Raw genomic sequence first — 22,878 nt, 5'->3', positions numbered from 1 at the left:
ATAAAAAGCAGAGATTTTGGCTGATCTCTGCTTTTTATTTCTATATTATAATTCTTGAAATTCTTCTTTTGAGACATTTTTAAAGCTCATGACCCACGCATTCATTTCATCGCTGTCATTTAAAACCGTAATATCATCATCGATTTTTTCATTAATTGACGAAATTACGCCTGTTAAGGGACTTGAAAACTCGCTAACCGCTTTTTCCGCTTCAACTTCTAGTAACGCATCGCCCTGAAAGACTTCTTGACCGACACTTGGCAAATCAGCAAAAGTGATATCGCCTAGCTCCTCTTGAGCTTCATTCGTTAATCCGACAACGTACTCACTACCATTAAATAAAATCCATAGATTATCTTTTTTCTTCAACCATGTCTGCTTCATTTTAACAAAATCCCTTCATAAACTTCTTCTTTAAAGCCATTTGCTAGAAACTGATTGTCTTTTACTAAAATTGGACGTTTGATTAACATGCCGTTACTATTCAATTTTTGACTAGCTTCCTCTATTGTATAGTCAGCGATCAAATCTTTCAAACCTTCCGCTCGGTACAATTGACCACTCGTATTGAAAAATCGTCGAATAGGTAAATCACTGTTCTTAAGCCATTGTTGGATTAACTCCACTTGTGGCGGTTCTTGGACAAGATCAATAAATTCAACTTCAAACCCTTTTGATTCAAGCCATTTTTTTGCATCGCGACAAGTACTGCACTTTGTATAACCATATAACGTAATCATACTGCTGCCCCTTTTTCCATTTGATAACGCATTGATAAAATTAGGCCAATCCCCATCATGTTACTTAAAAGCGCGGAACCTCCTTGACTAATAAAAGGCAATGGAATTCCGGTTAGTGGGAGTAGACCAATGTTTGCGCCGATATTTTCAAAAACGTGAAACAAAATCATCATAATAATCCCTGTTGCAATATACGCATAAAATTCATTGTTTGTATCAAAACACACGCGTAACATACGATAAATCAAAACAAAATAAAGTAAAATGATAAAACTGCCACCGACAAAACCAAAATTTTCAGCAGGCACTGTAAATATCATATCGGACTCTCGCACCGGAATGTAAATATCACTGACGTTAAAACCTTTCCCAGTCATCCCACCCGATCCGATCGCCATCAATGCGTTCGCAACTTGAGCAGAATTTCCTTGAACGTCATGGAAAGGATCGATCCACGAGTCAATTCGAGCAAATTGATAATTTGAAAAGCCAATTGAATATAAGAATTCCCGACCCGTATCACTTAAAACGAGGAAAATCGTTCCGCTACCAATCAGCACGACAGCCGCAATCGTTGGAATAATAATCTTCCAAGAAATACCAGACATTAGAAAGACACCGCCCCAAATTGCAAGAAAGACAAGCATCGTTCCAAAGTCGTCTTGAATCATAATTAAAATAATGACAGGTAAGATAACCGCTAACATTTTAGCAATCAGCAGCCCATCGGTTTTCAAGCTCTTATTTTTTCGATGCTTACTATTGTGTTTCGTAACAACGTAAGCGAGCATCAGGATAACCGCAATCTTCATTAATTCCGCCGGCTGGAAACTAAAAACACCAAAACGAAACCAGTTCCTAGAGCCTGTTAATTCAAAGGTTGCACGATCATAAAACTGAATTAGCAGTCCCATCACAGCTAAACCAATTAAATATAAGATTGGGGTTAATTTCCACAGCCATTTGACATTGACTTGCATGATAATCGCTACGGCTATCATTCCAACACCACACCAAACGGCTTGCTTTATCGACTCCCGCAGCGGGCTTCCCGTAAACATTGGCGACTGATCATAAGCGACATACAAAGAAGTAATCCCAATTAAACATAATAAAAAAACAGGTAAAATAACGCCATAATCGATTCGATTATCATTTCTAAATATATTTTTTTTATTCATCTCTTCTCTCTTTTCTTAAGAAATACTTCTCCATTATAGAATTTTTTACTAACAAAAGAAAGGAAAGCTTCTGACTTTCAAACTTTTTTAAGATAATTGCACTCACTTACAGTCCACAACTCTGATAAACAGCCTCTAAAAACACTCATCCTACTACTAAATCAATTAAAAACAAAAATTTTAGTTAGAATTTTGAGTATTTTCTTGAAAATTTCTCATTTTTGTGAATGTGTGCTATAATAGATTTATATAAAAGGGAGGTTTTTTGGAACATGGCAACATTTGGCAAGTTTGAAACAACTATTGTCCCGTCGGAATTTGGTTTAGAGTTTACAGCAGAAACACCGGTTCGTTTTACTATCCAAAATCAAGCTGAAACAGGTACCGTGACAAAGCAGTTAAAAAACTCTGCAGTCGTTCAAATTAATGAGACGGATCTAAATCGCGATTTGATGGTAAGAAGTAATGGTGTAATGATTATCAACTACAAAGAATTACAAAAAATTAGTTAATAAATAAAAACAAGACGTGTCAAACGCTCGAACGAAATTTCGTTTAAGCTTTTGACACGTCTTTTTTGTTAACTGCTTATTTTGTACCGAATAAACGGTCTCCAGCATCGCCTAGACCTGGAACGATATAGCCTTGTTCATTTAATTTTTCATCTAAAGCAGCTGTGTAAATATCAACATCTGGATGAGCTTCTTGTAAAACTTTAACTCCTTCAGGTGCTGCTACAAGACAAACAAATTTAATGTTTGATGCGCCACGTTTTTTTAGTGCTTCAATAGCCATCGCTGCTGAACCACCTGTTGCTAACATTGGGTCGACAACTAATAATTGACGGCTCGCAATATCATCTGGTAATTTCACAAAATATTCATGTGGTTCTAATGTTTCTTCATCACGATATAAACCAACGTGACCAACTTTTGCTGCTGGAATTAATTGTAAAATCCCATCAACCATGCCTAATCCTGCACGTAAAATTGGAATAATCGCTACTTTTTTGCCAGATAATTGTTTTTGGACTGAACGAACCATTGGTGTTTCGATTTCAACTTCTTCCACTGGTAAATCGCGTGAAATTTCGTAAGCCATCAACATTGCGATTTCATCAACAACCTCACGAAAGACTTTTGTGCCACTGTTTTTATCACGAATAATCGTTAGCTTATGTTGAATTAACGGATGATCAATTACTTGAAATTTTCCCATTTGAATCGCTCCTTTTCTTTGTTGTTATTATTGTAAAGCAAATTGGGTTTTCAGACAAGGAAACTTCGCTATCTTTCGCAAGTTCCCTACGATTTTTCCTTATTTTCTCACAATTTCAGACAATTCTTTCGTTAGATGTTACCTTTCGTGTAAACCTTTCTTGTTGTAGCGTTAAAAAAAATAAAAGTCACCGTGTTCACCTGACACTTTTCTATCCTTTTAACTCTGAAACAAAACTGCTATCATTAAATAAAAAAAGGAGTCTGCCTATGACGCATTGTATTTTTTGCCAGGATATCCAACCTGAAAATATTTTAGCTCAAAGTCCCCATTTTTTTGCTGTTTTAGATATCGATCCCATTCAAGAAGGACATCTAATACTGATTTCAAAAGAACACTACATGAATCTTCGTGAAATTCCATCCGCTGTTCTACTCGATTTGCTAGAATTAGAGAAAAAAATGATTGCCTTACTAGAAGATGAATTCGACGTTTTAGGTGTTAGCGTCATTCAAAACAATGGAAAAGTCATGGATGTTGGAACACATTTTCATACGCACATCGTCCCCAGATATACCGATGATCAATTTTGGGAGCATCAAAAAGTTCTACCGACCAAAATCGACTTGAATCAACTCATAAAAAAGTTAGCCCTGTTGTAAATAATCCACAAAAAAATCGTATGCCTCCAAATTTCATTAGAAATAAAGGGCATACGATTTTTGCTTGTCAGCAATTATTTAATTTTTAATGGATGAGCATCCGTTAAAGCTAAAACTTCTTTTTTGACTTCTGCAAGAACCGCTTCATCATCTTTGTTTTCTAAAACTTTGATAATTAGTTTCGCTACTTCGGTTGCCGCTTCTTCTTTAAAGCCACGGCTTGTAATCGCTGGTGTTCCAACACGAATCCCACTTGTTTGGAAAGGACTCAATGTTTCAAATGGAATTGAGTTTTTGTTTACTGTAATGCTAACAGTATCTAATAACTGCTCAGCTTGTTTACCAGTCATTTCAAATCCAGTTACTTCAATTAATAATAAGTGGTTATCAGTTGCACCAGATACTAAACGTGCTTTTGTTGATTGGTTAAATACTTTTGCCATTGCTTGCGCGTTTTTAATCACTTGTGCTGAGTATTCTTTAAAGTCATCTTGTAATGCTTCTTTAAAGGCAATTGCTTTACCGGCAATCACGTGCTCTAATGGTCCACCTTGGATACCTGGGAAAATGGCACTGTTGATTTTTTTCGCTAATGCTTCATCATTCGTTAGAATTAAGCCGCCACGTGGACCTCTTAATGTTTTGTGAGTTGTTGAAGTGACAATATCAGCATATGGTACTGGATTTGGATGCGCGCCTGCTGCAACAAGTCCTGCGATATGAGCCATATCGACCATTAATTTTGCGCCAATTTCATCTGCAATTTCTTTGAATTTCGAAAAATCAATCGTACGAGAATAAGCACTTGCGCCAGCTACGATTAATTTCGGTTGATGTTTGCGTGCTAAAATGCGAACCACTTCATAGTCGATCACTTCTGTTGCTGGATCGACACCGTAAGGGACAAAGTTATATGTTTTACCACTAAAGTTAACTGGCGAACCGTGTGTTAAATGACCACCGGCTGATAAATCCATTCCTAAAATCGTATCACCTGCGTCAACTAATGATAGATAAGCAGCTGTATTGGCTTGAGAACCTGAGTGTGCTTGAACGTTTGCAAATTTCGCACCGAAAATTTCTTTCGCGCGCTCAATTGCTAAATCTTCAACGATATCAACAAACTCACAGCCACCATAATAACGACGTCCTGGGTAGCCTTCCGCGTATTTATTCGTTAAAATACTGCCTTGAGCTGCCATAACGCCTTCAGATACAATGTTCTCAGAAGCGATTAGCTCGATATTATTTTGTTGACGATTCCCCTCGTCTTTAATTGCTTGCCATAATTCTTTATCAAAATCTTTGTAGTCCATCTAACACAAACATCCCTTCAAAATAAGATAACTCGATTGTAGCACATATCATTCGAGGTTTGAAACTTTTAACTCTAAAAAGTTGAAAATTTTATTGATAATAACAAAAAAACTGATCAAAGACGAACGATAATCAGCATTCTTTGTTTTATTATTCATTTTACGGTTTAAAAAAATGCTGGTTAGCTGCCTTTTTCAAACGATTCATATAAGCAACACCTAATCCTGTTTCAGAAAAGACTGGGGCAAAAATTAAATCCACTTGCTCTTCATCTAGTGCCCGCAGTCCCGCAAACAAGCCTTTTGCTGCGGCTGTGACCGTTTCATCTGTTAATGGATAGATTGCTGTCATTTGATTTGAAAAGCGCTCCTGAAGCGTAGGACTCGCTAAAACACCGATTTTAAAATGATTGGAAGTCGCCCAGTCAAAAGCCGCTTGCCAATCATCTGAATGAACCATCCAGACCGTTGTTTTAGGTGCGTAGTGTTTATATTTCATTCCTGGTGAGCGTGGCGCTTGGCTTTCTTCTACTAAGTGTTGATCGACTAAAATCGGTACCTTAAGTGCAGCTTCTAATGCTTCTTTCGTCACTGCTCCAGGACGTAAAATCATCGGTGGTTGTGTGGGATCACTAATATCTAAAACCGTCGACTCTACACCAATTGTCGTTGATCCACCTTCTAAAATACCTGCAATCTTACCATTTAAATCATGGTAGACATGTTCGCTTTGCGTTGGGCTTGGACGCCCAGAAGTATTGGCGCTTGGCCCGACAAGCGGGGCTCCAACTTCTTTAATCAACGCTAACGTTAATGGATGATCAGGCATTCGGAAAGAAACCGTCGATAATCCCGCCGAAACGACACGAGGCAACGCGTCTGATTTAATTTTAAAAATCAAGGTCAGAGGCCCTGGCCAAAATTTTTCAACAATCGTTTCAGTCAGTGGATGAAAAACATCCACGTATTGTTTGACTTGCTCAAAATTCTCTACATGAACAATCAAGGGATTATCGCTTGGACGCCCTTTAACGATAAAAACCTGTTTAACAGCATCTTCCAATGTTGCATTTGCACCTAAGCCATAAACGGTTTCGCTTGGGAAGGCAACTAATCCACCTTGACGTAAAATTTTTGCTGCTTCTGTTATTTCTTGTTGATTGAATCTTTTTGTTTCCACAAGTTATGCACATCCTTTTTCCTAACTGTTGGTGAGTTATCAACATTTCCACCAAAGTTACCCACAGTGTGTGGATAACTTCTTTGTCAAGTGTGGATTTCTCTGTGGGTAATTCACTAAAAGGCTTTATTTATTGATTTCTCAAGGTTTTCTTAAGATTTAAAGGCCAAAAAAATATTAGTTATCCACAATCCTGTGGATAACTATTCCACCATAATCATCCGGTCTTGACCACTTAAATCTTGGTGAATGCTCACCTTTTTTCCAGGAAAATACCTTTGAAAGAGACTTTGAACCGCTTTTCCTTGTAAATAACCAATCTCTAAAAAGATTTTCCCAGTAGACGATAATTTTTGTTGAGCTTCTTTAGCTAACTGCTCGTAAATCGCTAAGCCTTGATTTTCCGCGAATAACGCCATTTTCGGTTCAAAGGTTCGGACACTCTCATCCATCGATTCCCATTCTTCCACTCCGATATACGGTGGATTGGAAATCAGAATATCAATCGGTTGTTCGATTGGACCCAAGGTATCACCTAAATAAAAATCAACGTTAGCGCCTAATTGGTCAGCATTTTCTTTAGCAATCGCTAATGCTCCCGCTGATAAATCAACTGTTGCTACGTGCCAATTCGGTCGTTCAAGTTTCAAGGTTAGACTAATCGCACCCGTCCCCGTACCGACATCAACCACGTAAGCTGCTTCTTTCGTCCCTTTTTCGAGACAAAGGGCTACAAGCTCTTCTGTTTCAGGCCGTGGAATTAATGTTTCTTCACTCACTTTAAAAAAGCGACCGTAAAATTCTTCAAAACCTAAAAGATATTGAGGTGGGTAATGGTTCTTCAATTGTTCTAAATCTTCTTTGAGTTGTACTTCTTCTTCTTCTGGCATCATTTTATTCCAGTTTAAGAGCCAATCGGTCTGGCTCCATTTTTTACGTCTCAAAAAGACATATAAAATATGCTGTCCATCAACGCCCGATGCTTCTAAAAAAGAAGAAGCCCAAAAGAGGACTTCTCGATAGGTTTTAGCCATTTTGTAACTCATCTAATTTCGACGTTTGATCGTACATGATTAACGCATCAACCACTTCATCGAGTTTCCCAGTTAAAATTTGATCCAACTTTTGAATCGTTAAACCAATACGGTGATCGGTTACACGGTTTTGTGGATAGTTGTATGTACGGATACGTTCTGAGCGATCCCCAGTACCCACTGCTGATTTACGGTTCGCATCATACTCACTACGCGCTTCTTGTTGAATCTTGTCATACACACGGGCACGTAAAACTTTCATCGCTTTTTCACGGTTTTTAATTTGCGAACGTTCATCTTGCATCGCTACCGCAATCCCTGTTGGAATGTGCGTTAAACGAACCGCTGAAGCCGTTTTGTTGACGTGCTGTCCACCGGCACCGGATGCGTGGTAAATATCTGTACGGATATCTTTTTCCGCTAAATCAATTTCAACTTCTTCGGCTTCTGGTAAAACAACGACCGTCGCAGTTGATGTGTGAATACGTCCTTGTGATTCTGTCGATGGCACACGTTGTACACGGTGAGCGCCACTTTCGTATTTTAATTTCGAGAAGACATTCTCACCAGTAATCATCATGATCACTTCTTTATAACCACCAATTCCAGTCACGTTGGCGTCCATTACTTCGACTTTCCAACCTTGAGCATCCGCGTAACGTTGGTACATCTCAAATAAATCGCCGGCAAATAAGGCTGCTTCATCGCCACCTGCTGCCCCACGAATTTCCATAATGATGTTTTTATCATCATTTGGATCTGTTGGTAAAAGTAAAATCTTAATTTGCTCTTCTAAAGCTTCTTTTTCTTTCTTTAAGTCGCTTAATTCTTCTTTGGCCATTTCTGCCATATCCGCATCTAAGCTTTCACCTAGTAACTCTTCAGTTTCGCTGATGCCTTCAACGACTACTTTGTAACGGCGATACACAGCAACTGTTTCACGTGTGCTCGCTTCTTCTTTGGATAACTCCATAAAGCGTTTCGTATCGGAAACAACTTCTGGGTCACTTAATAATTCCCCTAGTTCTTCATAGCGGTCTTCAACCGACTGTAATTGATCGTACATAGAAAGACTCCTTTTCTCTATTGAATTTTCATTTTTGGATTAAAATAGTGTTGACGACAAACTGGGAAATACGCTTCATTTCCACCAATTTGAACTTGTTCCCCTTCATAAACAGGAACATCATTGACATAACGCAAATTCATGATTGCTTTTTTATGACAAAACCAGCAAATGGTTTTCATTTCTTCAATTTTATCGGCATACAATAACAAGTATTGTGAGCCTTCAAACAATTCATTACGGAAATCATTTTTCAAGCCAAAAGCCATGACTGGAATATTTAGTTCATCCACGATTTTCATTAAAGATAATACGTGGTGTTTTGCTAAAAATTGCGATTCATCAATCAACACACAATAAGGTGTGTAATCAAGTGCTTGAATGGTCTTAAAAATATCCGTTTCTTCATGAATCGGTAACGCTTCTTTTTCAATACCAATGCGACTCGCGACTTTACCAATACCGGCACGTGTATCAATGCCACTCGTCATCAAGACGACAGGTTTATTTTGTTCTTCGTAATTGTGGGCAACCTTCAAAATTTCAATTGATTTCCCACTGTTCATTGCGCCGTATTTAAAAAATAATTGTGCCATCTTTCTCCTCCACTTGCTCCTTTGGTATTATACTTGAAAACGTCAAAATTTTACAGTAAATTCTTTCACAGGATAAATAAGTTTAAGATTTCATTTGAATCATTCACTCGTTTCCTCATAAACCAACAAATCTCCCGGCTGACATTCCAGCACTTCACAAATTTTATTCAACGTGGAAAAACGGATCGCTTTCGCTTTTCCATTTTTTAAAATGGAGATATTGGCCATTGTGATATCGACCTTTTCAGATAGCTCGGTTACACTCATTTTTCTTTTTGCTAACATCACATCTAAATTAACTAAAATAGCCATGGTAACGTCCTCCTTTAAATCGTTAAATCTTGCTCTTTTTTTAAGTTGACCGCTTGTTTAAATAATTCTTCGACAATTTTTCCAAAGACCACCAGTGAAAACGGAATGGCTACGAGCATCAAACCAAGAATCATTACACCTGGTGCATCTTCATTTTGCACAATCTGATAGACAAAAGGTAAAATACCACAAAAAGATAGGGACATTAGTAATAGTTGGCGGTTTAATTTTGCGACTAACGGTAAAATTTGATGCGAAAAGGCTTGTTTATGACCAATTAGCGTAACCATTCGATAGACCGAGCTCAGCGCACTCAGAGCAAAGACATCCGTCAAAAGAATGGTCCCATAAAAAATCTTCATCGCTAACGTCAGCTCTAATTTCTCACCTGTTACCATCTGGATTGTAATCAAAAATGTCACAAAAAATAGTATGATTGTTAATAGTAAAAGAACGCCTTTAAAGACAAAAGTTTTTAATTTCATTATTGTTCACCTCTTTATTTAATGTCGTAATTATAGAATCAAACGAATTGATTATCAATGTATATTTATCGAAAAACAATAAAAATTAAACCCTTTTTAATTTTTCACTACACTTGAACACACCAACACAGGATGCATCGACTCAAATAATTTTTGATATTCGCTTAAAATCATCAAAAAAACGAGCCCATCGATTTGTGATGACCTCGTTTTTTACTTAACCTAATTCGCGTTCAAAACGGCGAATTTTATTATTTTCATTAATACGCCACTCTGTTTGTAGCAAGCCAAAATCAAGTTGATCATACCATTTACCGCTTTGGTAGACACTTTCACGATTCACACCTTCTTGAACAAAGCCGATTTTTTGATAGACCCTAATTGCTTTTTGATTGAATTCATGCACACTTAAGCGGACTTTATGTAAGCCCAAATGATCAAAAGCAAACCGAAGCAATAACTCGACCGCTTCCGTTCCATAGCCTTTCCCTCGATTATCTGCATGTGGAATACCAATTCCTAGCGCCCCATGACGATTTTTGAAATAAACATCTGTTAGCGAAATAAAACCAATCAACTGGTCATCAATTGTCCGACGAATCGTAAAATAAAAATTTTCGTTACTCATCGTGTCACTGAACATTTTTTCCCAATCATCTAAAGTGAACGGATGAAACACATCCTCACTAATGCCTTTCATAAAGGTTTTATCCCACTGCCATTCGGTAAACAACTCACTGTCACCTGGACGCAGTTCTGCTAAGTAAACTTGTTTGCCACGCATAAACATTCTCCTTTAAATAAATAAAACCGATTCTGTCACAACAATTTGCGGGTCAATCGATTGAATTACGGGACAGTTAGGTGAAATAAGCTTTACGCAACGTTCCGCTTTTTCATGGAATGCTGTATCAATTTTTGCATGGATCACTAAATCAATCGCGGATACAGGATTGGTTTTACGTTTTTCATCACGTAAGTAATTAACTTCAATTTTCTCAATTTCATGAGGAATGTTGGAATTTTGTAATACAGAGGCATAAACGTAGCCACCACAACTGGCGACAGCCGCTACTAACATTTGAACCGGTGAATAGCCTTCTTCTCGTTTTAATATCCATGAGCCATTTTCAATTGGTAATGTATGTGACGTTTCTTTGACATTGATGGTTAATTTTTCCATTTATTTATCGCTCCTTTGATTCATTTAGCACGCTACAATTTGATGCTGTATCTGATAATTAGAAGACTTCCATCTCATTTAATGGCCAATAGCGCCAGATGACTTTCCCTTGAATATACGAATCTTTAACGAAACCGAAATAGCGGCTGTCTTTTGAAACTAAACGGTTATCGCCTAGCACAAAATATTCATCTTCAGGTACTGTAAAAACAAAATCATCAGTGAAGTTTGAAGCATTGCTTGCAATCGATTGAAAATCAGGATTGTAAGCGTAAGTTTCAGCTAAATCACCCGCTTTAAACAGCGTTAGATACTCCTCTAAATATGGCTCTGATACAACTTCGCCATTAATCGTTAATTGATCATCTTTCATTTCAACAGTTTCGCCAGGTAGCGCAATGACTCTTTTAACAGCCAATTTACTTAAATCATCTGGCTCCTTTAACGTAATAATATCGAAACGATCCGCATCATCTGTTTTAAGTGTTAATAATTTTTGACCATCATTTAAGGTGGGATCCATGGAGTGACCTTTCACCGAAACAGGTGTTAAAAAATAGACTCGTAAAATAATAAACGTTGCTAATACGAGTAGGAAGAGCCCCCAGTTTTTTACGAAGCTTTTCAATTTGTTCCCTCCTTCACTTGTAATCTTTTATTTGAAATCAGTATAACATAGCTTTTGATTCTAAGCTTTAACCATCAATTATTATTCATAAAATTTTTAGTTCTTGTGACTTTCAAGTACTTCCATGTCAAAATTTGTTATACTAGTTTTATTATTTCTTTATAGGAGGAACATTCATGTCTTTGGAACGAAACATCCGGTTGTTTCTTAGAAAAAATCGGTTATTCATTTATCAGCGCGTGTCTTCCATTCAAATTATCGTCAGCTATTATATTCTCATGACGATTGTCGCTCTCGGACTTTTCTACTTACCGATCTTTAGACAACCAGGAAGTGAAGCTTCGTTTATTGACCTCTTATTTATGGCTGTTAGCACGATTAGCGTGACTGGTCTGTCAACATTCCCAATCAATGAGGTCTTCAATAAAAATGGTGTGGTTTTACTCTCGATCCTATTTCAAATTGGTGGACTTGGGATTATGATGATTTCAACCTTTTTCTTTATCGTTTCAAATAAACGAATCTCTTTAAAACAACGACAATTGATCATGACCGATATGAATCAACCGCGACTGAGTGGCATCGTCAATCTCATTCGAACGACTTTTTTAATTCTAATTAGTTTTCAAGTCATTGGTGGAATTATTTTTGGGATTTATTTTAAAACAAACGGTTTTTATAGTCGTTGGAGTGATGCATTATTTAATGGATTTTATCAAGCGATTTCAGCCGTGACAAACTCTGGATTTGATGTGACTGGTCATTCGATTTTACCTTACGCGGATAGTTATGCTTTTTTATTCGCCATTATGTTTTTAATTTTCATCGGTGGGATTGGTTTTCCAGTTATTATGGATTTCCGTTCCTGGTTCTTACAAAAATGTAAAAAGAAAACCTTGCATCAACTGCCTTTTCGTTTTTCACTCTTTACAAAAATTTCGGTGCTGTCTTTCGTGATTTTGTTTATCGGTGGAACATTAGCGATTTTTGCACTTGAAAAAAACCACATGTTTCAAGGAAGTTCTTTTTCAGAAACACTTGTGACGAGTATGTTTTATTCCGTAACCACACGAAATGCCGGTTTACAAATTCACGACATCAGTGAATTTCAAACAACAACCTTACTTATTTTCTCACTACTCATGTTCATCGGATGCAGCCCCAGTTCCGTTGGGGGTGGCGTTCGAACAACGACCGTCATGATCATTGGTTTGTATTTGTTTTCTTTTTTAAAAAGCGAATCAAGAGTCAATGTTTTTGGGCGTCAAATCGACAACAATGATGTTCAAAAAGCTGTCATCGTCTTTATGCTCTCACTGGCGATGTGCTTCAGTAGCGTTATCGTACTCACCGCGACTGAAAATTTCTCCTTGATTTCTATCGTCGTCGAAGTCGCTTCCGCTTTTGGAACAACCGGAATGTCACTGGGCATTACGCCAGAGTTTTCAAATTTCGGGAAATTAGTAATCGGTATGTTAATGTTTATCGGCCGAATCGGCATGCTTTATACCTTACTGTTATTCGTACCAAAAGAAACTCGCGACCTAGGATATGAGTACCCAACAGAAAAAATTATTATCGGCTAAGGTTATTTATAAAGCGGGTTGACACGAGTCATAAGAAAAGAAACCTCCCGAAAGTGCGCTTTACTTTTGGGAGGTTTTGGCTTATGACCGAGTGTCAGCTTTAGAAATACCGTTCATCATAAGGTTATTTATAAAGCGATTTGACACGAGAAATAAGAACGCATCTGGGAAGAAAATGGGATTTTCATTTTTTCACAGATCGACTTATTTCCGAGTGTCAGCTTTAGAAATACCGTTCATCAAGAGGCTCTGACAGATGTCTGGCCTCTTGATTTTTCTTTCTTGCCGATTTATTAAAAATTTGTAAAAGCTTTTTTATCTTTTCTCTTGAATATGGTATGATTAGTTGAATTTGGATGGTTTTTAACCTTTCCCAATAATTGGAGGTTTCAAATGAATATCAGACATTATTTTGCGGCATCTGTCGGCAAAACGGCTCAATGGGTCTTAAAGACCTTTTTTAAAGGCGGCTCAAGTTATCCAGGGAAAATCGCGCTCGAACTTGACCCCAAAATTCTTGATCATTTAGCGAAAGATTACGAAGTGATTGTCGTAACTGGTACAAATGGTAAAACATTAACGACCGCTTTGATTGTTAAAATCTTACAACAAAAATTTGATAATGTCTTAACGAATCCGACAGGGGCCAACATGGTACAAGGGATTGTTTCGACTTTTTTAAGCGCCAAAACAAAGAAAGGACAAAAGAAATTTGCTGTCCTAGAAATTGATGAAGCCAGTCTTGCAAAAGTAACGACTTATATTAAACCGAAACTTTTTGTGTTCACGAATATTTTTCGTGATCAAATGGATCGTTACGGCGAAATTTATACGACTTATCAAATGATTTTAGATGGTGCCGCCCATGCACCGGAAGCATTAATTTTGGCGAATGGTGATTCTCCAATTTTTAATTCCAAAGCGACACCGAATCCACGAATTTATTATGGATTTGATCATTTACCTGATGAAGAACAAATGGCACATCCAAACACAGATGGCGTTTTATGTCCGCAGTGTCAACATATTTTACATTATCAAATGATTACTTATGCCAACTTAGGTAAATATTACTGTCCTCATTGTGACTTCAAGCGTCCAGAATTGGATTATCGCTTGACGCACCTTGGAGAAATGACGAATGTTTCATCTGAATTTACGATTGGTACGGACGATTATAAGATTGAAGTTGGTGGACTTTATAACGTCTACAACGCCTTAACCGCAGCTGCAGTTGGCGAACATTACGGCTTAACCGCTGATCAAATCCGACACGGTCTTGGTTATGATGAAAAGATTTTTGGCCGTCAAGAAGTCATCCAAATCGGTGACAAAAAATGTACCCTTGTTTTAGTAAAAAATCCAGTCGGACTCAACCAAGTCATCGACACAATGAACTTATCACCCGAAGATTTCTCACTTGTTTGTTTACTCAATGCCAATTATGCAGATGGCATCGATATTAGCTGGATTTGGGATGGCACGTATGAGAATTTAACTCAACGTGAGATTCCACAAGTCTTAACTGGTGGCGATCGCCGTCAAGATATGACTTTCCGCTTACAAGTTGCCGGTATTCCGGATGAAAAAATTACGGAGCTTGACTCATTGAATCAAGTGATTCAAAAAATTGCTGAACTACCGACCGAAAATGTTTATATTTTAGCGACTTATACGGCTGTTTTACAATTACGCCAAAAATTAACCGAACAAGGTATTTTGAAAGGAGGCAACTAAGATGGAAAAACGCCAACTACGTGTTGCCCACCTTTATGGTAATTTACTCAATACTTATGGTGACAACGGGAATTTACTTGTGTTAAATTATCTTGCAAAAAAAATGGATGTCGCGTTTGATATTTCAATCGTCAGCATTTATGAACCTTTCCAAGCTGAAGATTATGATTTTGTCTTTTTTGGTGGTGGTCAAGATTATGAACAAAAAATTGTTTCCGCTGATTTAAAAAGTAAACGTGATGAATTGATTAAATACATCGAAAATGATGGTGTTTTATTAGCGATTTGTGGCGGTTATCAATTGCTCGGTCACTATTACGAAACGGCTGATGGCGATAAAATTTCAGGTATTGGTGCACTTGATCATTACACGATTCGTCAAGACAATAACCGTTTCATCGGCGATGTCAAAATTTTCAATGAAAGCTTCAATGAAACGTATGTTGGTTTTGAAAACCATAACGGTCGAACATTCCTAGGTGAAAACGAGCAGCCTTTAGGAACCGTCCTTGAAGGCAACGGCAATAACGGTGAAGACCAAGGTGAAGGCGTCATTTATCGTAACGTTTATGGTTCTTATTTCCACGGACCGATTCTGGCACGTAACGTCAACCTGGCACACCGCCTCTTGAAGCTTGCATTAGACAAGAAATACGGCAATTCATAAACTTACCGAAAACACCCTCTAATAGCGAAGACTCACAAGACGTGAGAGCTTTGCTATCAGAGGGTGTTTTTTATTTCTCTTTGATTTCATTTATTTTTTCGATTTTTGTGACGGTTGCTTGTTCCGGAAAACTGGTTAATACAGGACCTTTGATTGTGATTTTCAATCGATCACCGATTTGAAATTCATCCGCTCGCTCCCAAGTAAAGACCAAATCACCTTGGGATTGTCCCCCATTTTCTTGCTGATAATCGTCCGTCAAAACGGTCACACGCTGCTGATGGATTTCCGTTACGGTTCCCACAATGTCACGATTACGCCGATTCGATAGCAATTGAAGGAAAATAAAACCAGCGATTAATATAAAAACAAGCACAAGAATTCGTTGTTTGATTTTACTCACCAACACGTCCTCCTTACTCGACTTCAACCACAATCCCATAGTGATCGCTGACCAACGGCTCTCTCCCCCCATCAAAGACAACGGTATGATTTTTAACTTTTAGTCCCTCACTGACAAAAACATAGTCGATTCGTAAAGAGCCGTTATGATCGTTCCAACCGTCAATCGGTCCTTCAATTGTTGCCTCACCAATGACATTTTCAGCAATTTGAAAACTGTCTTTTAATTTTAAGCGACTGTTTAACACCAGTTCATGTCCGATGGTTCCCGCAATCTGATTAAAATCACCCGCAAGAATCAAGGGATATTGATTTTCCTCAAAAGCTTTTTCCAAGCCTTCCCATTCAATCTTAAAGGCATCATCGGCCCACCACGAGTGATGAATACTTCCGACCGTTAGTAATTGGCCTTCTTTTTCTGTCACGGCACTGACTAAAATGCGACGACGAGCATCGTTGATATCACTACACTTAGAAACTTGTGTGACCTTCGCTAAAAGTGGCTCTTTTGAAAACAACGCCAATCCTTCTTCAAAACGACCATACGAATAATGACTAAATCCCCATGTCCAATAATACTCTTTGTCTTCGATCTGTAAGGCTTCAGATAATGCCAACGCAAAATTATCTTTTAATATTGGCCACGTATCGTTATTCAAACAATACCATTCGTCTAAAATTCCGCCTTCTTCCCCTTGTGTTTGATTGACTTCTTGTAGCGCAATCACGTCAAAGTCTTCTGCGACAATTTTATCAACGAGTTGTTGAAACTTCTCCTCTTTATTTTCTTCTAACCAACTATGGCAATTTAACGTTAAAATTTTCATGTATGTCTTAACCCTTTCTTTTTGTAGGAAACAATCGATTATTTATGACTCATTCCAAATGTTTTTTCTTTCTGAGAACTTTGATATTTTTCAAACCAAGCTGCCCATGCGATCAAATAATCAGACAGGTCGGTTGGGTGATGCCAATAACAGCGATAGATACGCAAATACAAACCGATTAACACTTCTTCAATGACCGTTTGACGATCATACGTGCCTATCAATAATTCAACAGCTGGTTTTAACGTGTTTTCTGTTAGCTGCTCCGGCGATGAACAAAAAGTCGCAACAAGTTCAAATAAACGAGTCCCGTATAAGGGTTCTGGATCAATAACTGATACGACTTGCTGATCGATTTGCAAGAGATTGTGTATGCCACAATCGCCATGTAGTAAGTACGCTTGCGCTGGCCCCTTTTGCTTTTGTGCAAGTTGAAAAACAAATCCATCAGAATCGGTAGGCAAAATAGACGAATTGGTTTCTTTAGCATCCGCTATTTCTGCCAGTAAAAATGCCGTCCAACTACTGGTTGGGCTGATGGTCCAACCCCATTTTGACGGAGGCACTAAAACCGCATGGGACCATAGATCTGTGGCTAATTCCAGTAACATGGTTTGTTTATCCGCAATAAATGGTTGAATGATTCCTGGTAAATATTCATAAACGTAAAATTGTTGTCTTTGATCAAAAAATATGACCTTGGGCAAGTAGCGACTCTTTTTATATACCTCTAAATAGGTGACTTCTTCATTCACCTGACTATTTTGTTTTAATACATATTGTCGCTGACTGCTATCACTTAATAACCAGACATTACTTGCTGTGCCACCACTTAACGGCCTCGCCTTAAGCACGTCGGACGCAAGTATTTGATTTTGATTGATTGTTTGGATGTAATCTTTTAATTTCTCTTCCATGATGGTTTCACACCTTTTTGACTTTTCATTTCAGAACGGCCTAAACGATTCTTTTTAAGTATAACACGCTTTGACTTTTTGCAACAATAATGCTTTACTATGCAACCGATTGCGTTTATGATATGATTAACAAAAATGATTATTTGGAGGTCTCATTATGAAATCGATTCAGCGCTTATTCGAAGTAGATCCGTGGAAAATTAAGACAAAGGCATTAGACATCGAGAATCGTCGATTACAAGAATCTTTAACGAGTATTGGTAATGGTTATATGGGTATGCGTGGCAATTTTGAAGAACACTACTCTGGCGATCATCACCTTGGTACGTATTTAGCCGGCGTTTGGTATCCCGATAAAACACGTGTTGGTTGGTGGAAAAATGGCTATCCCGAATATTTCGGTAAAGTCATTAACGCGGTAAATTTCATCGCAATGGACGTATTTATTAACGATCAACCCGTCGATTTAGCCGTACTTAAACCGGAAGATTTTTATTTGGAACTAGATATGGAAAAAGGCTTACTGACGCGTCAGTTTACCGTCACTGTAGCCGGAGCAACCGTTGCTTTTCGTTTTGAGCGTTTCTTGAGTATCGTCAAAAAAGAATTGGCGATGATTCAAATGAATGCGACGGTATTAGCCGGTGAAGCAACGATTCGTGTGGTATCGAAATTAGACAACACGATTCAAAACGAAGATAGCAACTATGACGAAATGTTTTGGCAAGCAAGGAATCAAGTAGCGACACCTGAGGTCAGTTATGTCACCGCACAGACTATCCCGAATCCATTTGAAATTGAACAATTCGTTGTGACGACTGGAATGAAACACAATTTGAGTGCCAGCGATACGAGCCACACACCTTTGACGGCGGAACAAACCTTTGATTTTCATTTAACGACCAATCAAAAGATGTCCCTTGAAAAACAAGTCATCGTGCTAACGAGCCGGGATATCCCTGAAGCTGAGCAAGTAGCCACACTAAATGACTTATTTGCAACATTCGGTAACGACTATCAGACTTTAAAAGCGGAACATCTTCTTGCTTGGAAGAAGCGTTGGGAACTGGCGGATGTTTTAATCGAAGGCGATGACGCTGCCCAACAAGGAATTCGATTCAACTTGTTCCAACTATTTGCAACGTATTACGGCGAAGATGAGCGTTTAAACATTGGTCCAAAAGGGTTCACCGGTGAAAAATATGGTGGCGCCACTTATTGGGATACCGAAGCCTACGCAGTCCCGCTTTACTTAGCTCTTGCTGAACCAAATGTGACTAAAAACTTATTAAAATACCGACACAATCAGTTACCACAAGCACAACACAACGCGCAACAACAAGGGTTAAAAGGTGCCTTATACCCGATGGTTACCTTCACAGGGATTGAATGCCATAACGAATGGGAAATTACCTTTGAAGAAATTCATCGCAACGGTGCCATTGCTTATGCGATTTACAATTATACAAACTACACCGGTGATGAAACGTACTTACAAAAAGAAGGCTTAGAAGTCTTAGCCGAAATTGCTCGTTTTTGGGCGGACCGTGTGCATTTTTCAAAACGTCACCAAAAATACATGTTACATGGCGTGACTGGTCCGAATGAATATGAAAATAATGTCAATAACAATTGGTATACGAACACGATTGCCGTTTGGGTCTTGCGTTATACACTTGAAAATTATCGCAAGTTTAAAAATGAAGCAACAATTCAAATTAGTGAAAGCGAACAGGCGCAGTGGCAAGCCATTATCGAGAACATGTACTTCCCTGTCGATCAGGAATTAGGTGTCTTCGTGCAACACGATACCTTCTTAGACAAAGAATTAATGCCTGTGTCCGAACTTGATCCGATTCACTTACCAATCAATCAAAATTGGTCGTGGGATCATATTTTACGCTCTTGCTTTATTAAACAAGCCGATGTATTACAAGGGATTTACTTCTTCAACGAGCAATTTACTTTGGAAGAAAAAAGAGCCAATTTTGAGTTTTATGAACCGATGACTGTTCATGAATCGTCTCTTTCTCCAAGTGTCCACGCGATTTTAGCCGCTGAGCTGGGGATGGAAGACAAAGCGCTTGAAATGTATGAGCGTACGGCGCGTTTAGACTTAGACAACTACAATAACGATACGGAAGATGGCTTACACATTACGTCCATGACAGGTAGTTGGTTAGCCATCGTTCAAGGCTTTGCCCAAATGAAAACCGCGAATCAACAATTAAGCTTCGCACCTTTCTTACCAAAAGCTTGGCAGACTTATGCTTTTCATATTAACTATCGCGGGCGTTTAATCTTTGTCAAAGTCGATTCGGAAGCCGTAACTTTCGACTTATTAAAAGGAGCACCACTTGAAATGCTGGTTTATCAAGAACATGTCACATTAACCGATCAAATTCGTCTGCCTCTGCGCTAGCATTGACTGTGGTCTTATGATACGATGATTTTCGTTAGGGGAAGGAGTGGAAAGACATGAGCATCACTGTAAAAGATGTCGCAAAAAAAGCAGGAGTCGCAACCTCTACCGTTTCAAGAGTCATTAACAACCATCCAAGCATTTCAGAAGAAACAAAACGTAAAGTTCGAAAAGTCATGGATGAATTAGGTTATACACCCAATTTGGCAGCACGTAATCTAGGCAAAAAAACAGCGAGTGCAATTGGTGTTGTTTTACCGCCTTTAAATACAAAAGAGCGTTTAGGAAATCCTTTTTATTTAGAAACAATTGAGACCATCAATGAAGAAGCCCGAAAATTCAATATGTCGGTGGCTGTTGCATCAGCTCGTGACTTTGACACTTTGTTGGCCAATGTCGAACAGATGCATCGCCAAAAACAAGTCGATGGCTTTATTTTGACTTATTCAGATAAATACGACCCAATCATTACTTATCTTATCGAAAAAAAGATTCCCTTTACCTTGATTGGTCAGCCTTACACACAAGAAGAAAGCATCGTGTATGTTGATAATGACAATCAACTGCTTGGTAAGCAAGCGACGGATCATCTAATTGATAAAGGCCATCAACGGATTCTATTTATTACAAATACAACCCATGAAAATTTATATTTCGAACGTTATTTTGGTTATCAAAAAGCGTTAATGATGGCGAATTTACCTTTATTTCCGGTTGTATCCTTTGAAGAAACCCAAGATTATCCCGAATTTCTTGAAGTCTTACAAGAAACCAAAGCCACGGCACTCGTTGTGATTGATGATTTATTTGCTGTCCGAATTATTCAATTAGCCCAACTTTTAGGCTACAAAGTCCCCGATGATTTATCGGTAATCAGTTTTAACAACTCCATTTTCACGACATTGACACATCCTTATTTAACGAGTATTGATATTGATGTGGCCTCGCTTGGTTCAATTGCTACTCAGCAATTGATGGCGCAGCTAACGAATCAAGAAATGCACAGCAGCTTACGGGTTGTCGTACCGCATGAACTCATTCAACGAGAAACGGTTTTGAATAAAAAATTTAAGTAATCAAAACGACCAGAGAAATTTTTTATAATTTCTCTGGTCGTTTATTTTTCATTGAAAAGGCAGGCTTATTTCTACTCTACTAAAATGAACTTAAATGCTCCAACAATGTAAAAAAAACGGACGATCTGCTAGTTCATCTCATCTGTAATCTTGGTCAGACTCTCTGCCGACAAGGCGACTTCCTCGAACGCTCTTCCTAATTCATTAATCACACTCACAAAAGAAGAAAGTTCATTTTCAATTTTGTTATTTTGGAATTTCGTTTCATCCATCGTTTCTAAAATCTGCTTAAAATACTCATCTGTTTCTTTCATGCTATCGTCCCCAACTTTTACCGCTTCCCCTATTTTTTCGATGGAAAGTATTAATTTTTCCGTTTGAGAATTGGTATCAGCGATTAAATTAGATACGCTTGAAACGGACTGCTTCGTCTCTTCAGAAAGTTTACGAACTTCCCCAGCTACAACAGAGAAACCTTTTCCAGCGTCTCCTGCACGTGCGGCTTCGATTGCTGCATTAAGGGCTAAGAGATTCGTTTGATTGGCAATGCTGGTTATAATTTGTACAATTTCTTGCATTCGTTTCGATATTTCCGTTAACATCTTTATATCAAAAGAAATATCATTCACCGAATGGTTGATATTTCCCATATTGTCGTTTTGTTTTTTGATTTGTTCTTTCCCTTCTTCCGCTCGTTTTTCAGCAAGAAGTGACAATTCGGTTTCTTTATTAACAAGATAAACCACTTCATTTGATTGTTCAATTAATTGACGAAAAGAGGCACTCGTTTCTTCAGATATAGTAGCCAGATTTTCAGATGCCGTTGCGACATTGTTTCTTACTAGTATTTTTTGATCTTCTGCTTTTTTTCGAATGCGCTCCGTTTCAATGTCATAGGATTCAAGCACTAATTGTTGTTCTAGGTTTAAGATTTTGGATACCGCTTTGATTGCCAAAAAGTATTCTTCCTTATCTTCAAAATTTTCTTCGATAATACCTATCAATGAAAGAAGAAGGTCCTGAAAGGCACATAAATACCACTTTGTTTTAAGACCGACTTGAACATGAATATGTGCGATACGAATTCTTCTTTCAAAATACTCTTGATTAATCACCCCGTTGAACATTTCAGTAATGTGCGTTCTAAGCGTTTTTCTCAATTTTTCAATCGAACTGTTATCGTTGATGAGGTCGAGTAATGATGGCTCATTTTCTAAGTTTTCATAAAATCGATTCACAATATCATCAATTTGTTCATTAACAAATGGTTGTAAATTATGAATAATTCGAAGATCCTCTTTTGTCAAACCAATCATCTGTACTTGATGTTCTGCATCAATTCCTTTTGGGATGTTCCATTCAACATTTACATCTTTGTTTAATTTCTTTTCTTTGGTTTTTTTACATTTTTTACAAATCAATGAAATTCTCCTAACTCAATAATTATTGCCAAAAATTCAAAAATCAACTGCCGTGAAATACAAGAGATTCTTGATATTATAACATAGTATTATATCGTCATTTATTCTTTTATTTTAAATATTCTTATCGTTTACAACTGAAATCACAGTTATCTTTCGTTTACCAATTGACTTATAACTGAGTGAACATCTTCTGAATTTCAGACTCAACATCCAAAATAC

The 22,878-nt window shown here is 37.9% G+C and carries 25 protein-coding genes; 7 read left to right on the top strand and 18 right to left on the bottom strand.

What is annotated here, in order from left to right:
- Positions 1 to 45: 45 nt before the first annotated feature.
- Genes IEV09_RS11710 through IEV09_RS11700 form a run of 3 tightly spaced genes read right to left on the bottom strand, consistent with a single transcriptional unit; the run spans position 46 to position 1,921 of the window.
- Positions 46 to 384, bottom strand: coding sequence for a glycine cleavage system H family protein (locus tag IEV09_RS11710; protein WP_188368497.1), 339 nt, complete (start codon positions 382 to 384; stop codon positions 46 to 48).
- Positions 381 to 740 carry an arsenate reductase family protein gene (locus IEV09_RS11705; RefSeq protein WP_188368496.1) on the bottom strand — a complete coding sequence of 120 codons (360 nt, stop codon included), beginning with the start codon at positions 738 to 740 and terminating at the stop codon, positions 381 to 383. The genes IEV09_RS11710 and IEV09_RS11705 overlap by 4 nt, the downstream gene beginning before the upstream one ends.
- Positions 737 to 1,921 carry an FtsW/RodA/SpoVE family cell cycle protein gene (locus IEV09_RS11700; protein ID WP_188368495.1) on the bottom strand — a complete coding sequence of 395 codons (1,185 nt, stop codon included), beginning with the start codon at positions 1,919 to 1,921 and terminating at the stop codon, positions 737 to 739. Before IEV09_RS11700 ends, IEV09_RS11705 begins: the two co-directional genes overlap by 4 nt.
- Before the next feature lie 272 nt (positions 1,922 to 2,193).
- Here IEV09_RS11700 and IEV09_RS11695 point away from each other — a divergent pair, with 272 nt between their 5' ends.
- Positions 2,194 to 2,433: a hypothetical protein gene (locus tag IEV09_RS11695; RefSeq protein ID WP_188368494.1), complete on the top strand. Its 240-nt coding sequence runs from the start codon at positions 2,194 to 2,196 to the stop codon at positions 2,431 to 2,433.
- Positions 2,434 to 2,509: 76 nt separating this feature from the next.
- Here the strand turns inward: IEV09_RS11695 and upp are convergent, their stop codons facing one another.
- Complete coding sequence (gene upp / locus IEV09_RS11690) at positions 2,510 to 3,139, bottom strand: uracil phosphoribosyltransferase (protein WP_188368493.1); 630 nt, start codon at positions 3,137 to 3,139, stop codon at positions 2,510 to 2,512.
- A 269-nt stretch (positions 3,140 to 3,408) separates the two neighbouring features.
- Between upp and IEV09_RS12865 the strand changes: the two genes are divergently transcribed.
- Positions 3,409 to 3,801 carry an HIT family protein gene (locus IEV09_RS12865; protein WP_188368492.1) on the top strand — a complete coding sequence of 131 codons (393 nt, stop codon included), beginning with the start codon at positions 3,409 to 3,411 and terminating at the stop codon, positions 3,799 to 3,801.
- 74 nt (positions 3,802 to 3,875) lie between these two features.
- Here the strand turns inward: IEV09_RS12865 and glyA are convergent, their stop codons facing one another.
- The 10 genes from glyA to lepB form a co-directional block, all read right to left on the bottom strand.
- Positions 3,876 to 5,117, bottom strand: coding sequence for a serine hydroxymethyltransferase (glyA, locus tag IEV09_RS11680; protein ID WP_188368491.1), 1,242 nt, complete (start codon positions 5,115 to 5,117; stop codon positions 3,876 to 3,878).
- A 160-nt stretch (positions 5,118 to 5,277) separates the two neighbouring features.
- Positions 5,278 to 6,297, bottom strand: coding sequence for an L-threonylcarbamoyladenylate synthase (locus IEV09_RS11675; protein WP_188368490.1), 1,020 nt, complete (start codon positions 6,295 to 6,297; stop codon positions 5,278 to 5,280).
- A gap of 203 nt (positions 6,298 to 6,500) precedes the next feature.
- Positions 6,501 to 7,331, bottom strand: a complete 831-nt coding sequence (gene prmC, locus IEV09_RS11670; RefSeq protein WP_188368489.1) for a peptide chain release factor N(5)-glutamine methyltransferase — start codon at positions 7,329 to 7,331, stop codon at positions 6,501 to 6,503.
- Positions 7,324 to 8,397, bottom strand: coding sequence for a peptide chain release factor 1 (prfA, locus tag IEV09_RS11665; protein WP_188368488.1), 1,074 nt, complete (start codon positions 8,395 to 8,397; stop codon positions 7,324 to 7,326). Before prfA ends, prmC begins: the two co-directional genes overlap by 8 nt.
- Before the next feature lie 17 nt (positions 8,398 to 8,414).
- Entirely contained in the window at positions 8,415 to 8,993 is a 579-nt protein-coding gene (locus tag IEV09_RS11660) for a thymidine kinase (protein ID WP_188368487.1), read from the bottom strand.
- A gap of 99 nt (positions 8,994 to 9,092) precedes the next feature.
- A complete protein-coding gene (locus IEV09_RS11655; RefSeq protein ID WP_188368486.1) occupies positions 9,093 to 9,305 on the bottom strand; it encodes a helix-turn-helix domain-containing protein in 213 nt (70 codons plus the stop codon).
- Positions 9,306 to 9,319: 14 nt separating this feature from the next.
- Positions 9,320 to 9,790 carry a DUF2975 domain-containing protein gene (locus IEV09_RS11650; protein WP_188368485.1) on the bottom strand — a complete coding sequence of 157 codons (471 nt, stop codon included), beginning with the start codon at positions 9,788 to 9,790 and terminating at the stop codon, positions 9,320 to 9,322.
- A 217-nt stretch (positions 9,791 to 10,007) separates the two neighbouring features.
- A complete protein-coding gene (locus IEV09_RS11645; RefSeq protein ID WP_188368484.1) occupies positions 10,008 to 10,574 on the bottom strand; it encodes a GNAT family N-acetyltransferase in 567 nt (188 codons plus the stop codon).
- Positions 10,575 to 10,586: 12 nt separating this feature from the next.
- Positions 10,587 to 10,973, bottom strand: a complete 387-nt coding sequence (locus tag IEV09_RS11640) for an OsmC family protein (RefSeq protein WP_188368483.1) — start codon at positions 10,971 to 10,973, stop codon at positions 10,587 to 10,589.
- A gap of 58 nt (positions 10,974 to 11,031) precedes the next feature.
- Entirely contained in the window at positions 11,032 to 11,601 is a 570-nt protein-coding gene (lepB, locus tag IEV09_RS11635; RefSeq protein ID WP_188368482.1) for a signal peptidase I, read from the bottom strand.
- A 176-nt stretch (positions 11,602 to 11,777) separates the two neighbouring features.
- Between lepB and IEV09_RS11630 the strand changes: the two genes are divergently transcribed.
- The 3 genes from IEV09_RS11630 to IEV09_RS11620 all read left to right on the top strand — a co-directional run bounded on the left by IEV09_RS11630 (position 11,778) and on the right by IEV09_RS11620 (position 15,591).
- Positions 11,778 to 13,187: a TrkH family potassium uptake protein gene (locus IEV09_RS11630; protein WP_188368481.1), complete on the top strand. Its 1,410-nt coding sequence runs from the start codon at positions 11,778 to 11,780 to the stop codon at positions 13,185 to 13,187.
- A 393-nt stretch (positions 13,188 to 13,580) separates the two neighbouring features.
- The gene (locus IEV09_RS11625; protein ID WP_188368480.1) at positions 13,581 to 14,924 is read left to right on the top strand and encodes a Mur ligase family protein; all 1,344 of its coding nucleotides are present in this window, start codon (positions 13,581 to 13,583) and stop codon (positions 14,922 to 14,924) included.
- 1 nt (position 14,925) lies between these two features.
- Positions 14,926 to 15,591: a type 1 glutamine amidotransferase gene (locus tag IEV09_RS11620; protein ID WP_188368479.1), complete on the top strand. Its 666-nt coding sequence runs from the start codon at positions 14,926 to 14,928 to the stop codon at positions 15,589 to 15,591.
- A gap of 70 nt (positions 15,592 to 15,661) precedes the next feature.
- Here the strand turns inward: IEV09_RS11620 and IEV09_RS11615 are convergent, their stop codons facing one another.
- Genes IEV09_RS11615 through IEV09_RS11605 form a run of 3 tightly spaced genes read right to left on the bottom strand, consistent with a single transcriptional unit; the run spans position 15,662 to position 17,737 of the window.
- Positions 15,662 to 15,994 (bottom strand): DUF3221 domain-containing protein, encoded by a 333-nt coding sequence (locus IEV09_RS11615; protein ID WP_188368478.1) that lies wholly within the window; start codon positions 15,992 to 15,994, stop codon positions 15,662 to 15,664.
- Between the two features lie 13 nt (positions 15,995 to 16,007).
- Positions 16,008 to 16,820, bottom strand: a complete 813-nt coding sequence (locus tag IEV09_RS11610; RefSeq protein WP_188368477.1) for an endonuclease/exonuclease/phosphatase family protein — start codon at positions 16,818 to 16,820, stop codon at positions 16,008 to 16,010.
- A 38-nt stretch (positions 16,821 to 16,858) separates the two neighbouring features.
- Positions 16,859 to 17,737, bottom strand: a complete 879-nt coding sequence (locus IEV09_RS11605; protein WP_188368476.1) for a phosphotransferase family protein — start codon at positions 17,735 to 17,737, stop codon at positions 16,859 to 16,861.
- A 157-nt stretch (positions 17,738 to 17,894) separates the two neighbouring features.
- Here IEV09_RS11605 and mdxK point away from each other — a divergent pair, with 157 nt between their 5' ends.
- Complete coding sequence (gene mdxK / locus IEV09_RS11600; protein WP_188368475.1) at positions 17,895 to 20,159, top strand: maltose phosphorylase MdxK; 2,265 nt, start codon at positions 17,895 to 17,897, stop codon at positions 20,157 to 20,159.
- Positions 20,160 to 20,215: 56 nt separating this feature from the next.
- Positions 20,216 to 21,235, top strand: a complete 1,020-nt coding sequence (locus IEV09_RS11595) for a LacI family DNA-binding transcriptional regulator (RefSeq protein WP_188368474.1) — start codon at positions 20,216 to 20,218, stop codon at positions 21,233 to 21,235.
- 128 nt (positions 21,236 to 21,363) lie between these two features.
- Here the strand turns inward: IEV09_RS11595 and IEV09_RS11590 are convergent, their stop codons facing one another.
- The gene (locus tag IEV09_RS11590) at positions 21,364 to 22,656 is read right to left on the bottom strand and encodes a globin-coupled sensor protein (protein WP_209651436.1); all 1,293 of its coding nucleotides are present in this window, start codon (positions 22,654 to 22,656) and stop codon (positions 21,364 to 21,366) included.
- Between the last annotated feature and the right edge of the window lie 222 nt (positions 22,657 to 22,878).

The sequence above is a fragment of the Enterococcus alcedinis genome (genome assembly GCF_014635985.1).
GTDB classification, from domain to species: Bacteria; Bacillota; Bacilli; order Lactobacillales; family Enterococcaceae; genus Enterococcus_I; species Enterococcus_I alcedinis.
Note: the sequence above shows the minus strand (reverse complement) of the source record. Positions and strands in the feature narration are given on the sequence as shown.

Coding starts and splice junctions, on each gene's coding strand:
- IEV09_RS11605 (WP_188368476.1), bottom strand. CDS start 17,737: ATGGAAGAGAAATTAAAAGATTACATCCAAACAATCAATCAAAATCAA.
- IEV09_RS11700 (WP_188368495.1), bottom strand. CDS start 1,921: ATGAATAAAAAAAATATATTTAGAAATGATAATCGAATCGATTATGGC.
- IEV09_RS11640 (WP_188368483.1), bottom strand. CDS start 10,973: ATGGAAAAATTAACCATCAATGTCAAAGAAACGTCACATACATTACCA.
- IEV09_RS11710 (WP_188368497.1), bottom strand. CDS start 384: ATGAAGCAGACATGGTTGAAGAAAAAAGATAATCTATGGATTTTATTT.
- IEV09_RS11610 (WP_188368477.1), bottom strand. CDS start 16,820: ATGAAAATTTTAACGTTAAATTGCCATAGTTGGTTAGAAGAAAATAAA.
- IEV09_RS12865 (WP_188368492.1), top strand. CDS start 3,409: ATGACGCATTGTATTTTTTGCCAGGATATCCAACCTGAAAATATTTTA.
- IEV09_RS11620 (WP_188368479.1), top strand. CDS start 14,926: ATGGAAAAACGCCAACTACGTGTTGCCCACCTTTATGGTAATTTACTC.
- IEV09_RS11660 (WP_188368487.1), bottom strand. CDS start 8,993: ATGGCACAATTATTTTTTAAATACGGCGCAATGAACAGTGGGAAATCA.
- IEV09_RS11595 (WP_188368474.1), top strand. CDS start 20,216: ATGAGCATCACTGTAAAAGATGTCGCAAAAAAAGCAGGAGTCGCAACC.
- IEV09_RS11695 (WP_188368494.1), top strand. CDS start 2,194: ATGGCAACATTTGGCAAGTTTGAAACAACTATTGTCCCGTCGGAATTT.
- upp (WP_188368493.1), bottom strand. CDS start 3,139: ATGGGAAAATTTCAAGTAATTGATCATCCGTTAATTCAACATAAGCTA.
- IEV09_RS11650 (WP_188368485.1), bottom strand. CDS start 9,790: ATGAAATTAAAAACTTTTGTCTTTAAAGGCGTTCTTTTACTATTAACA.
- prfA (WP_188368488.1), bottom strand. CDS start 8,397: ATGTACGATCAATTACAGTCGGTTGAAGACCGCTATGAAGAACTAGGG.
- IEV09_RS11705 (WP_188368496.1), bottom strand. CDS start 740: ATGATTACGTTATATGGTTATACAAAGTGCAGTACTTGTCGCGATGCA.
- mdxK (WP_188368475.1), top strand. CDS start 17,895: ATGAAATCGATTCAGCGCTTATTCGAAGTAGATCCGTGGAAAATTAAG.
- IEV09_RS11645 (WP_188368484.1), bottom strand. CDS start 10,574: ATGCGTGGCAAACAAGTTTACTTAGCAGAACTGCGTCCAGGTGACAGT.
- prmC (WP_188368489.1), bottom strand. CDS start 7,331: ATGGCTAAAACCTATCGAGAAGTCCTCTTTTGGGCTTCTTCTTTTTTA.
- IEV09_RS11630 (WP_188368481.1), top strand. CDS start 11,778: ATGTCTTTGGAACGAAACATCCGGTTGTTTCTTAGAAAAAATCGGTTA.
- IEV09_RS11625 (WP_188368480.1), top strand. CDS start 13,581: ATGAATATCAGACATTATTTTGCGGCATCTGTCGGCAAAACGGCTCAA.
- glyA (WP_188368491.1), bottom strand. CDS start 5,117: ATGGACTACAAAGATTTTGATAAAGAATTATGGCAAGCAATTAAAGAC.
- IEV09_RS11655 (WP_188368486.1), bottom strand. CDS start 9,305: ATGGCTATTTTAGTTAATTTAGATGTGATGTTAGCAAAAAGAAAAATG.